The 12,582-nt window shown below is 42.3% G+C and carries 11 protein-coding genes; 8 read left to right on the top strand and 3 right to left on the bottom strand.

The features are described 5' to 3' along the window. Window positions 1-25 precede the first annotated feature (25 nt). The 6 genes from ACG9ZL_RS09295 to ACG9ZL_RS09270 all read left to right on the top strand — a co-directional run bounded on the left by ACG9ZL_RS09295 (window position 26) and on the right by ACG9ZL_RS09270 (window position 6,950). On the top strand, window positions 26-838 hold the full coding sequence (locus ACG9ZL_RS09295; protein ID WP_419359787.1) for an alpha/beta fold hydrolase: 813 nt from the start codon (window positions 26-28) through the stop codon (window positions 836-838). Between the two features lie 20 nt (window positions 839-858). Further along, window positions 859-1,653 carry an SDR family oxidoreductase gene (locus tag ACG9ZL_RS09290; protein WP_336951933.1) on the top strand — a complete coding sequence of 265 codons (795 nt, stop codon included), beginning with the start codon at window positions 859-861 and terminating at the stop codon, window positions 1,651-1,653. Window positions 1,654-1,662: 9 nt separating this feature from the next. Further along, window positions 1,663-2,454 carry an aspartate dehydrogenase gene (locus tag ACG9ZL_RS09285; RefSeq protein WP_419327094.1) on the top strand — a complete coding sequence of 264 codons (792 nt, stop codon included), beginning with the start codon at window positions 1,663-1,665 and terminating at the stop codon, window positions 2,452-2,454. A gap of 12 nt (window positions 2,455-2,466) precedes the next feature. Continuing rightward, window positions 2,467-3,933: an aldehyde dehydrogenase gene (locus tag ACG9ZL_RS09280; RefSeq protein WP_419359786.1), complete on the top strand. Its 1,467-nt coding sequence runs from the start codon at window positions 2,467-2,469 to the stop codon at window positions 3,931-3,933. A 38-nt stretch (window positions 3,934-3,971) separates the two neighbouring features. After that, window positions 3,972-5,612 (top strand): thiamine pyrophosphate-binding protein, encoded by a 1,641-nt coding sequence (locus tag ACG9ZL_RS09275; protein ID WP_419359785.1) that lies wholly within the window; start codon window positions 3,972-3,974, stop codon window positions 5,610-5,612. Window positions 5,613-5,756: 144 nt separating this feature from the next. Then, window positions 5,757-6,950 carry a hypothetical protein gene (locus tag ACG9ZL_RS09270; protein WP_419359784.1) on the top strand — a complete coding sequence of 398 codons (1,194 nt, stop codon included), beginning with the start codon at window positions 5,757-5,759 and terminating at the stop codon, window positions 6,948-6,950. A gap of 202 nt (window positions 6,951-7,152) precedes the next feature. Here the strand turns inward: ACG9ZL_RS09270 and ACG9ZL_RS09265 are convergent, their stop codons facing one another. Then, window positions 7,153-8,037 carry a dihydrodipicolinate synthase family protein gene (locus ACG9ZL_RS09265; RefSeq protein ID WP_262780939.1) on the bottom strand — a complete coding sequence of 295 codons (885 nt, stop codon included), beginning with the start codon at window positions 8,035-8,037 and terminating at the stop codon, window positions 7,153-7,155. A gap of 5 nt (window positions 8,038-8,042) precedes the next feature. Further along, complete coding sequence (locus ACG9ZL_RS09260; RefSeq protein ID WP_419359783.1) at window positions 8,043-8,825, bottom strand: aldolase; 783 nt, start codon at window positions 8,823-8,825, stop codon at window positions 8,043-8,045. A 109-nt stretch (window positions 8,826-8,934) separates the two neighbouring features. Between ACG9ZL_RS09260 and pdxR (ACG9ZL_RS09255) the strand changes: the two genes are divergently transcribed. Continuing rightward, window positions 8,935-10,368: a MocR-like pyridoxine biosynthesis transcription factor PdxR gene (gene pdxR, locus ACG9ZL_RS09255; RefSeq protein WP_419359782.1), complete on the top strand. Its 1,434-nt coding sequence runs from the start codon at window positions 8,935-8,937 to the stop codon at window positions 10,366-10,368. A 150-nt stretch (window positions 10,369-10,518) separates the two neighbouring features. On the opposite strand, the gene ACG9ZL_RS09250 is transcribed toward pdxR (ACG9ZL_RS09255), so the two are convergent. Further along, the gene (locus tag ACG9ZL_RS09250) at window positions 10,519-10,974 is read right to left on the bottom strand and encodes a GNAT family N-acetyltransferase (protein WP_336951927.1); all 456 of its coding nucleotides are present in this window, start codon (window positions 10,972-10,974) and stop codon (window positions 10,519-10,521) included. A gap of 108 nt (window positions 10,975-11,082) precedes the next feature. Between ACG9ZL_RS09250 and pdxR (ACG9ZL_RS09245) the strand changes: the two genes are divergently transcribed. Beyond that, window positions 11,083-12,561 (top strand): MocR-like pyridoxine biosynthesis transcription factor PdxR, encoded by a 1,479-nt coding sequence (gene pdxR, locus ACG9ZL_RS09245; RefSeq protein ID WP_336951926.1) that lies wholly within the window; start codon window positions 11,083-11,085, stop codon window positions 12,559-12,561. The last annotated feature ends 21 nt before the right edge of the window (window positions 12,562-12,582 follow it).

The following is a 12,582-nucleotide window of genomic DNA, read 5'->3' as shown; positions in this document are numbered from 1 at the left end:
AGCCCTACAGCAAAGGAATCCAGCCATGACATTGCTTGATCGATTAGCCAAATATCCAGTCAAAACCATTGTAGTTGATGGACAAGTACACGCCTATCGTGAGGCGGGTCAAGGCCAGCCGTTGATTTTGCTACATGGGATTAGTTCGGGTTCTGCTTCATGGATCAACCAACTTGATGTACTGAGTCACTCTTTTCGTGTGATTGCTTGGGATGCACCGGGTTATGGCTTATCAGAAGGTTTAAATACAGCGCAACCGAATGCAGAAGATTATGCACAACGTTTGTTGGGTTTAATCGATGCTTTGGCAATTTCGCAAGCCATTTTGGTTGGTCATTCCCTTGGGGCTTTACAGGCCAGTGCTTTTGCTCATCTTTATCCTGAACGTGTACAGACTTTGCTGATTGCCAATGTAGCACAAGGTTATCAACGTTCAGATGAGGAAAGCAAATCACAGGTTTATCAAAAACGCCCAATGCTGTTGAAAAGCTTAGGTCATGCAGGCATGGCGGCAAGTCGTGGACCGCATTTAATTTATAAACAAGATACTCAAGCTTTGGCTTTGGTCACAGCGGTGATGCAGGATTTGACCCTAGACGGTTTTACCCATGCATCGTATTTGTTGGCCTATGACGAAATTAGAAATTATTTAACAGATATTCGTGTTCCTTGCGTCGCGATTGCAGGCGATCAGGACCAAATTACACCTGCACAAGGTATCCAAGACCTTGTCGCAGAAATGCAATTGAGCCGATGTCATCTGATTACAGATGCAGGTCATCTGAGTTATGTCGATCAACCACAACAGTTTAACGACATTATTTTATCGGCACGTTAATACTCAAACGAGAGAAAAAAATGAGCTTCCAAGTTGAAGGAAAAATAGCAGTAGTAACAGGTGGCTCGTCAGGCATTGGTTTGGCTGCTGTCGAAATTTTAGTTGCAGAAGGTGCCCAAGTGGCATGGTGTGGTCGGGATGAACAGCGTTTAGCAGAATCAAAAAATTATATTTTGGAAAAGTATCCGCAAGCCCATATTTTTACTCAAGCCTGCAATGTTTTAGACAAACAAGATGTAAAACGCTTTGCACAACAGGTCAATCAAAATTTAGGCAATGTCGACATGTTGATCAATAACGCAGGTCAAGGGCGTGTATCCAATTTTGAAGACACCCAAGATGAAGATTGGATGAAAGAAATTGAATTGAAGTATTTCAGTGTCTTGCATCCTGTCCGTGCATTTTTAGATGATTTAAAAAATTCGGCGTGTGGATCAATCACCAATGTCAATTCCTTACTGGCCTTGCAACCTGAACCACACATGATCGCGACTTCATCGGCACGCGCCGCTTTGCTGAATTTAACTCATTCCTTAGCACATGAATTTAGCCAATATGGGATTCGGGTGAATTCAATTTTATTGGGCATGGTGGAGTCAGCACAGTGGAAACGCCGTTTTGAAACACGTTCAGATAGCCAAGCGTCATGGGAACAGTGGACAGGCAATATTGCAAAAAATCGTGGTATTCCAATGCAACGTCTAGGTAAACCTGAAGAACCAGCAAACGCTTTGGTGTTCTTGGCTTCACCATTGGCATCCTATACTACGGGTGCAGCCTTGGATGTCTCTGGTGGATTTAACAAACATTTATAAGGTGTGCCCATGAAACAGTTGATGATGATTGGTTTCGGTGCAATGGCAGCAGAAGTGTACGCACATATGCCACAAGATTTACAGCTTAAATGGATTGTGGTGCCTGCACGCAGTGTTGAAAAAGTACAGGCACAAGTATCCGCTCAGGTACAGGTAATTAGTTCGATTGATGCATGCCTTGGCACGCCTGATTATGTGATCGAAGTGGCAGGCCAAGCGGCGGTAAAAGAACATGCCCAAAAGGTGTTAGAGAAAGGTTGGACCATTGGTCTGATTTCAGTAGGAACCTTAGCCGATAGCGATTTTTTTAATCAACTGAAACAGACTGCGGAACAACACGATGCCCATCTGCATCTTTTAGCGGGTGCGATTGCAGGGATCGATGGTATCTCTGCAGCAAAAGAAGGTGGTTTGGAAAAGGTCACCTATAAAGGCTGTAAAAGCCCGAAGAGTTGGCGTGGCAGTTATGCTGAACAATTGGTTGATCTCGATCAGGTCAGTGAAGCTATGGTTTTTTTTCGTGGTACAGCCAGAGAAGCAGCACTGAAGTTTCCAGCCAATGCCAATGTTGCAGCAACCATTGCACTCGCAGGTTTAGGCATGGATGAAACCATGGTTGAGCTTACGGTTGATCCAAAAACTAATAAGAACAAGCACACCATTGTGGCAGAAGGCGTGTTTGGTGAAATGACCATTGAATTGGTGGGTGTGCCTTTGGCAAGCAATCCTAAAACCTCAACTTTGGCTGCGCTTAGCGTGATTCGTGCATGTCGCAATAGCGTTGAAGCAATTCAGATTTAAAAGGATTTGATCATGGTAAAGGAAATTTATATCGCAGGTGAATGGCGATTAGGTAAAGGCAATACGATTCAAAGTCTGTTTCCAGCAGATCAATCTGTCAATGCTGAAATTTCTACAGCGAGTTTAGATGATGTCAATGAAGCAATTGAAAAAGCAGACTTGGCATGGCGACAAGCGGGCTGGCGCAATAGCATGCCACATGAACGTGCGCGTATTTTGTATAAAGTGGCAGAGATTATTGAAGCGCGTGTAAATGAGCTTGCAAAATTACAAACCCGTGATAATGGTAAGCCACTGGCTGAAACACGTGGTTTAGTGATGAGTGCAGCCGCGACAGCACGCTATGTTGCCGCAGCATGTGAAACGCTGAATGATGAACTCACCACACAACGTGCGGCTGACTTTATGACCATGAGTGTGCATGAACCTGTCGGTGTGGTGGCCGCGATTACACCGTGGAATTCACCGATTGCCAGTGAAGTTCAAAAACTTGCCCCTGCGCTTGCTGCTGGAAATGCGGTGATCCTTAAACCGGCAGAGGCAACGTCTTTAATTGCCTTGGAACTTGCGAAAATCTTTGAACAAGCAGGACTGCCAAAAGGCTTACTCAGTGTTTTAGTGGGGCGTGGTTCTGTAATTGGTGATGCCATCGTAAAGCATCCTTTGGTCCGCAAAATTTCATTTACTGGCGGAACCACTACAGGGCGTCATTTGGCTCATCTTGCCGCAGATAAATTGATTACCACCTCATTAGAGCTTGGTGGAAAATCCCCTACGATTGTTATGCCTGATGCAGACATTGAATTGGCTGCTAAAGGTGTGGCTTATGGGATCTTTAGTTCCGCAGGACAAGCCTGTATTGCAGGTTCACGACTCTTCGTGCATCACAGTATTTACGATCAGTTCCTTAAGCGTTTGGTTGAAATTACCAAAGCTTTACGAGTGGGACATCCAGAAACAGCGGGTGTACATTTGGGCTCTTTAATTAATCCAAAGCATTTGGCTTCTGTCGATGCCTATGTGCAATTGGCCAAGCAAGAAGGTGGTCAAGTTGTAGTGGGTGGTCAAGCGCTGACGGATGGTGATTTGGCGAAAGGAAGTTATTACTTACCGACCATCATCACCGGCTTAAATAATACTGCACAAACCTGTCAGGAAGAGATTTTTGGTCCAGTCTTGGTGGTGATGAAGTATCACGATGAAGCTGATTTAATCACCCAAGCCAACGACAGTTGTTTTGGGCTTGCAGCAGGAATCTGGACTGAAAATTACCGTAAAGCTTGGCAAATTGCGCGTGCTTTGGAAGTCGGTACAGTCTGGATTAATACCTATAAAAAATTCTCTATTTCGGCACCGTTTGGTGGCTTTAAAGAAAGTGGTATCGGGCGTGAAAAAGGGCGTTTAGGTATTTTGTCTTATATGCAGCAAAAAAGTATTTATATGGGATTAAGCGAACAGCCAAATCCTTGGTGTGAATAATAAATTCATGGAATGAAAAAGTTTTTGAGGAATAAACAATGACAGAACGTGTAAATGTAGGCGAAGCAATCGCGCGTGTTTTAGAAGCACACCAAGTGGAAAGTATCTATGGGGTGATTTCAATTCATAACCTACCAATTGCAGATGCCGTAGGGCGTCGTGAAAAAATTCGTTTTGTGGCAGCGCGTGGCGAAGCAGGTGCAGTCACGATGGCAGATGGTCACTCACGCTTTAAAGGTTTAGGGGTTGCTTTGACCAGTACCGGTGCTGGGGCAGGCAATGCAGTAGGTTCATTGATTGAAGCGATGAATGCTGGAAGTCCTGTGTTGCATTTAACAGGGCAAGTTGAACGTGAATATCTTGATCGTGATGCCAGCTTTATCCATGAAACCAAAGATCAACTGACCTTCTTACGTGCTTCAAGCAAAGCTGCATTTCGTATTACCAGCCCAGACAATGCAGTGGGTGTAATTCGTGAAGCAATTCGTGTTGCAACCACAGTACCGATGGGGCCTGTAAGTGTTGAGCTCCCGATTGATGTGCAAGCTGCAGAAATTGACTTGCCATTGAATTTAGGTCCTGTCAAAGCGCTTGAATTACCGCAGGCTGAGCAAGTTGAAATAGATTTAATTGTTGAAGAAGTTAAAAAAGCCAAACGCCCCATCTTCTGGATTGGTGGTGGCACATTAAATAGTGTTGATGAAGTGAAAGCCATTGCGGATCTTGGGATTCCTGTTGTTTCTTCTACCCATGCTCGTGGTGTGTTAGCGGATGAGCATCCACGTAGTTTAGGTGCATTCCATAATTCAGCAGGGGTTGAGCAACTGTTAAAAGAGGCTGACTTATTGGTGGTGGTGGGCTCGCGTTTACGCAGCAATGAAACTAAAACCTATTCGGTACAATTCCCTGATAATCTGATTCAGATTGATGCCAATCCAGTAGCACAGCAACGTAATTATAAAGTTCGTAACTTCATTTGTGGTGATGCCAAAGATGTATTACAACGTGTGCTCACAGGGCTAAGCGGTATCTCAAAAGTTGATGCAGATTATGATGCAGCGGTTGTTGCGGCAAAACAGTCAGCTATTGAGGCGTTGCGTACTCAGCTGGATCAATATGCCCTGATCTGTGATCACTTACGTGCGGCACTACCTCAAGACGGCATCTTTGTTCGTGACATTACCATGTCAGGCAGTACTTGGGGCAGCCGATTATTTCCAGTACAAGCACCAAATCAAAATATTCACTCACTTGCAGGGGCAATTGGTCTTGGTTTAGCCACAGCAATTGGTGCTTCTATTGCCAATCCAGATAAAAAAGTGATCGGCTTAGTAGGGGATGGTGGTTTGATGCTCGGTATCGGTGAGATTGCCACCATGGCACAAGAAAATACCAACATGGTGCTGATGATCATGAACGATGGTGGTTATGGCGTCATGCGTGGTATCCAAAAGAATTACTTTGAAGGGCGTCAATATTTCAATGAATTGCATACCCCAGATTATAAAATCTTAGGGGAAGCAATGGGAGTGAAAAGCTGGAAAGTGGGCAGTGCAAATGAGTTTAAAAGCGTGATTCAACAAGCGGTCGATTTTCAAGGGCCAAGTGTGATCGAATTGGATATGAATTCGATTGGACCACTGAACTTTGCAGGACCACCGCAGAAAAAACTCTATTAAACCCAGTTGAACATCCGATGCTGGCATCGGATGTTCAGCAAAAGCTTCGGCAAATTTTTTTGCTCAAAATACAATAAAAACTATGTTTTATAGGTAAAACAAAAGTCCAACAGGATCGTTGGAACACAAGGGAAGGAAGCAATTATGAAAAAGACAGCTATCGCGATGCTACTTGCAGCAATTTATTTGGGTACCACATCCAATGTTTTGGCGCAAAGCTCAGCATTAGAATGGAAAAGTGAAGATGGGACGGACTCTATAAAATTGGGTGGCGTGGTGCGATTAAACCAACGCTATGAAAATTGGGAAGGGCCCAATGATGGCTTTGGCAAACTCTATTTTGATATTTTTAGAGTCGATGTAAAGGGTAAATTTGACGATGCCTATTTTAATGCAAGTTATCTGTTTCAAGATCAAGAGAAGCGCTCGATTGAAAAAGCTTATGTGGGCTACAATTTAGACCAACAGAATAGTCTAGAAGCAGGATTTGTATATAAGCCTTTTGCGATTTATCCTTATCCGCAAAATGGTTGGACTTACCATATCCCATTCTTTTTGGGCTATGGCAATAACATTGCGCCAGGTTTGAACTGGAATTTTCATAATCAGGACTGGGATGTAAAATTGGGCTATTACCCTGAAATGCTGGCAACCAATCTGCGCTATTCGCCCGAAAGTGCCACTTATGATGACCTAGCCGACAATGCATTTCCAAGTCAAAAAGCCTATCAAAATGAAAAGCGCCATCAATTCAATACGCGGATTGTGCGCAAGCTAGACACCAAAGTGGGTAAGCAGGAAGTCGGGGTATCAGGGGCAATTGCGCAATTGCATAATAAAACCACCGATAAAAATGGTCAATATTATGCAGTAGGGGTGCATAGCGATAACAATTACAAACGCTTTAATTTACAAAGCTCTGTGATTCATTATCAATATGATGCAAAGAATCCTGATGGGGTCAATAATGATATGACTTTAATGGGGAATAACGGATTTACCCCTGCTTATTTTATTGCCTCTGAAGCGACAGTTGCCAGTTTAAATCTTGCCTATACCTTACCTATGCAAAATATGGGCAAACTCAAAGCGATCCGATTCTACAATGATTATAGTTATATGGATAAGAAACGTGATGATTGGTCAGATTCTCAAATGAATACCACTGGGATGATGTTTATTGCGTCACCCTTTATGGTGTGGGCCGATTATACTTGGGGGAAAAATGCCAATATTATTGGTGGTGCAATGAATTCAACCGGTTTTAGCTCGACCGTTTCACCCTATAGTGATCAATGGTTGTATCGTATCAATTTAAACCTTGGATTTAGTTTTTAGAAAGCTGATTTGGGAATTGATTTATTTATTACGCCGATATTTGCTATGGCAATAACCGCTTTGTTGCACTTAGATTTAAACACCGCTGGATGACATTTACTTATCATTTGAGTATCTGTCAAAGCAGCGGATCGGCTGTGTATGCAACAAAGCATGTTTATCGGATCAATTTTATAACTTCACAAGCGCATACGACGATCGTTTACGCTTGTTTTGCTAAGGCCATCAACGACTTTAATTGCTGAACTTCCAGTGGGGTAGCATGTTGTAACGGTTTTCTTGGTTCACCTACAGAAAAACCTAATTCATTTAAACCCGCTTTGACTGTTTTAGGTAAGCCACCTTGTACAATAAAGCGCAGCAAAGGCAATTGACGATAAAACAAGGCTTTGGCGTGGTCTAAATCACCATCTTTGACTGCCTGATATAACTGACTTGGTAGCTCACCGAGTAGATTTGGCGCCACAGTACACCAGCCACTTGCCCCTGCACAAAATGCCTCAAGTGCCAAAGGATTACAACCATTATAAAAGGGCAACTGTCCTTGAGATAATTCATGAAATTTATGCATGCGCTGAATATCGCCAGTACTGTCTTTAACCATGCAAATATTCTCAATTTCTTGAAACATTTTCACGATCAATTCTGGTGACATATCTACACCACTGGTTGCAGGGTTGTTATATACCATGATTGGCAGCTTGGTCGATGCAGCAATTTGCTGGTAATAATCATAGATTTCTTGATCATTGAGTTTCCAGTAAGACACTGGTATCACCATAATTAGATCAGCGCCAAGCTCCTCAGCTTTTTGGGCTTTTTGAATCGCCATCGCCGTTGTGAGTTCAGAAATTCCCAACATGACTGGGACACGTTGATTAACGACTTCGATACTTTTTTGTGCGACTTGTTGCCATTCTTGCCAAGATAAATAGGCACTTTCACCAGCACTGCCCAATGGCACAATCGCATTACATTGTTGTTCTAGCAGAGCATTTAATGTGATGGTCAGCGCATCAACATCGACAGCTTGGGTGTCTGGGTGAAATGGTGTGATTGGGTATGCAATAATGCCTTCTAATTTCATTTTCATTACTCCTCGATACAGTCCGCATGATTTTTTAAAGCTTTACGCGCATAGTATGCAAAATTGACATGATTACGCTTGTTGGTAGAGACCCAGTCATGAGCTTCTTTTGCCAGTTCATGTGGGATAGGTTGAATTTGTCCAGCAGCCATTGCCAAAAGCTGAAGTCGGGCAGCGCGTTCAATTAAAATGGCTAAGTTGCAAGCCTCTTCAATGGTTTTACCTGCCACCAGCTGACCATGATGTGACAGTAGTACAGCGCGGTTTTTACCTAAGGCTTCTGAAATAAAGATACCTTCTTCATTGCCGACAGGGACTCCCGGCCACTCTCCCACAAAAGAACAGTCTTCGTATAAAGCGCAAGTATCCATTTGTGCGATCGCTAAGGGCACACGGAGCATTGACAACGCTGCAATATGTGTTGGATGGGTATGGATAATGCAATTCACTTCAGGATGTTGTTTATAGATCCATGTATGAAAGCGATTTGCAGGATTTGCCATACCTTGTTGGTCAAGTGGTTTTAGATCTTCATCAACTTCCAATAAATTTTGCGCGGTAATTTCATCAAAGCCGAGACCAAAACGCTGAGTGATAAAGGTATTGCCTTGCGTGGTACGACAAGTGATTTGTCCAGCTAAGCCAGCATCATGTCCGTGATCAAATAAAATACGGCAGGTTAATGCCAACTTTTGTCGATCTGTATAGCTTGAATCTTGAATAAATTGCTGCATGTTTTGCTGTGCATTTTGCATCAATTGCTGTTTGTCTAGTTGTGCCGTTTGCATAAATAAAACCTCTCGCTGAGTTGATTTTCACATCGCCTAAGTACAGAATAAAAATTCTGTGGATGGATTAAAATATCCAGTTTCTAAAACTTATATGGGCCAGAGAGTTATGCGTCAGCCTTGGAAAATTCGGCTACATTTAGAAGATCGTGAAGAAAAGACCCTTTTTTTAAAGTTGGCAAATCAGATTATTCAAGTGATTTTATCTGGCAGAATTACTCAGGGAACACGCTTGCCTGGTTCACGCACTCTGGCAGATGAACTTGGGATTAACCGAAAAACCGTACAATCGGTATATGAAGATTTGGAGGCACAGGGGTGGCTGGTCTCAAAAGCCAGACAGGGCACTTTTGTTTCAGAAAACTTACCAGACCTAAAAGTGCAGTCATCGCCTACACTCAAACAGATTGATATCACTCCCGTTTTTCCTACGCAGATACTTATCAAAAATGATGGTGTGCCAGACAATCGGTTGATCCCCTATGAATTGTTTTCTCGGGCTTATCGGCATGCATTGATTCAAGTGACACGCCATCAAACCATGGGATATGGAGATCCTCAGGGCAGTTTAGAACTTCGTCAAGCCTTATTAAATATGTTATCTATGGAGCGTTTTATACAAACCTCTATGGAAAACATTTGTGTGGTTCGTGGCAGTCAAATGGGGATTTTTCTAGCTGCGCGGGTTCTGGCTCAACATCAGTCTCAGCGTCATATGATTGTGGTAGAGCAATGGGCTTACCCACCGGCAGTAGAAACATTTCTTTCTAATCATTATCAAATTATTCGCGTGCGTTTGGATAAGCATGGTTTAGATACCGATCATTTAACTGAAATTTTGTCCAGCCATGCAGTTGCTGCGGTCTACACCACACCCCATCATCAATATCCAACGACAGTGACGATGTCTATGGATCGACGATTAAAACTATTAGAGCTTTCTAAAGCCTTTGATTTCTATATTATTGAAGATGATTATGACCATGAGTTTCATTATGACAGCCGACCCATTCCGCCGTTAATTAGCTTACCAGCAGCAGACAAAGTGATTCATATCGGCTCTTTGTCTAAAGTATTCGCGCCCAGTTTAAGAATTGGTTATGTGGTGACCAATGTACAGATTATTCAGGCGATGAAACAAGATATTTTGCTGATCGATAAACAGGGCAATGCGATTACTGAATTGGCAATGGCTGAGCTGATGCAGCAGGGTGAAATTAAGCGACATATCCGTAAAATGCGCAAGATTTATCAGCAACGTCGAGATTTTGCTGTGATGGCTTTTCAACAGACGTTTGAAGATAGGGTTAAAATAGCCACACCCGCAGGTGGCATGGCGTTGTGGGTAAAATTTAAGTTGCCTTATCAACAGCAGTTTTTAATGGTTTTAAAACAATTACATATTGATTCTGAATATGATTTTGGTTCGGTATGGCATCATTCAGATGATAGTTTTTATATTCGTTTTGGTTTTGCAGCCCTGACCGAATTGGAAATCCGTCAAACTGTTGAAAAGTTATATCAGGTTTTTGTGAGTTCATGATGCTCAAGAGATTGAAAAATCAGCTTAAGTCATGTTGAACTGACTTTAGAACGGTTTAGGTTTAAGTAAAGATGCTACAAATTGAAATAATCACAATATATTGAGATTTAAGTAAAAACCAGAAGCATTGTGTTTCTGGTTTTTTATGGATTAATTTAAAGGCATACGATATTCAATGACCCCTGGTTTTTCAGCAATCCAGTCATAGAGTTTTTGTGCAGTTTGATTGCTTTGTTGAGTGTGCCAATACAAACGCGCGCAGGGTTGAACTATAGCTTGCTGTTGTACATATTCAATCAGGCGCTTGCCTACATGTTGACCTCTTGCCTGTGGAGAAACATATAAGTCTTCTAGATAGCAAAAGTTGGTCTCGGCCCATGTCGAGCGATGGATCACATAATGTACAAAGCCAAGAACATGCTCAGCTTGTTTAGCAACAGCACAATATATCGGCTCTTGATCATCAAAAAAACGTTGCCAAGTGGTTTGCGTAACAGTGTTGGATAAAGCCACTTTGTAAAAGTCTTGATAAGCCAGCCAATACTCCAGCCATTGTTTATAGTCTTGTTGTGCAACAGGCACAATTTGAACCACTAAATTTTCCATAGGTATTCTCCAGTTGTCGGGAAAGAAAGAGGAGAAATGAGTTTAAGTATGATTGTGGTATTGAAATAAGATACACTTTGAGTATTTTTAACAGTACCAGTTTTGCTTATGGTGACAGTAACTTCTGCTTATTTCCCTCATTTGATCTTACCTAAAGGGGTGATTAAAGAGGGTTTATATAGCGTCTTACGTGATGCAATTTTAGATGGTCGTCTAGCTTCTGGAACCAAACTGCCCTCTAGTCGTGTCTTGGCAGAAATGATGTCGATTTCTAGAAATTCAGTCTTGGCTGCAATGGACCGTTTACTGGATGAAGGCTATATTGTGACCAAGCCAAGCTCTGGTACTTATGTCGCAGAGCTGATTCCTGATCAATTAATTTCTATACAAGAGATACCGACAGAATCTTCATCTGATATCTGTCACAAGCTAAATATTAATCCGCATATCGCAAGCTTATTACCTGCTTGGCAGCAACAAAATGTATCTGGGCAGGGTGAAAAAATATTTCATGTCGGCGTTGGTTGTATCGATTTATTCCCACATTCGCTTTGGGGGAAATTATTGGGACGTGCTTGGCGACAGTCTCATCAGCAATTGGGGCAGTTTCATGATTGTCGAGGCTATTTGCCTTTACGTCAGGCAATTTGTGATTATGTTCGTTCTACACGGGGACTAAAATGTGATGTACAACAAATTTTGATTGTAAATGGTACCCAACAAGCGATTCATCTTGCAGCTTATGCATTATTACAACCTTTGGATCAGATCTGTTTAGATGAGCCGGGCTATGATGCCGCTTTAAATATTTTTCGGAGTTTTGGCATTCAAGTTCATCCTGTATCAAGTGATCACGAAGGGATGAAAGTTGCCGAGATTATTCAGCATTATTCCGAAAGTAAATTAATCTATACCGCACCTTCACATCAGTTCCCTTTAGGTGGAACACTCAGTTTAAGTCGACGATTGGCCCTGTTGGAATGGGCAGCGAGTCAGCAAAAATGGATTTTTGAAGATGATTATAATAGTGAGTTTAGATATGGAACTCATCCAATTCAAGCCTTACAGGGCTTAGACCAACAACAAAGAGTGATCTATTCTGGTACTTTTTCTAAAATGATGTTTCCGGAGTTCCGACTTGGATTTATGGTGGTTCCAGAATCGCTGATAGAAACATTGAGTCTGGCAAAATACTATACTGATACGCGGAGTGCTTATTTAGAACAAGCGGCTTTGGCTTTGTTTATCAAAGAGGGGCATTATGCACGCCATGTACGTAAAGTGCGTAAAGCTTGCCAAGAACGTCAACAGGCATTAATTGCTGCGATTCAACAATTTCTTGCAGATGTATTGACTGTTCAGCCAACCGACTCAGGGATTCATGTGATTTGTTGGCTAAATGCCCCATGGACTGAGCAAAGCTTTATTGACCAGTGTCTTGCCATTCATTTGGCTGTTCAGCCTTTATCCCGCTACTGTCAACAACCTTATGAAAAAGCTGCGGTATTGTTTGGCTATGCAGCGCATACTCCAGATGAGATTAGCATGAATATTCAGAAGCTGGCGCAACAGATCAAGCACAAGTAACACGGATTCCAGTTTCATCTT

The organism is Acinetobacter legionensis (assembly GCF_048551735.1).
GTDB lineage: Bacteria > Pseudomonadota > Gammaproteobacteria > Pseudomonadales > Moraxellaceae > Acinetobacter.
Note: the sequence above shows the minus strand (reverse complement) of the source record. Positions and strands in the feature narration are given on the sequence as shown.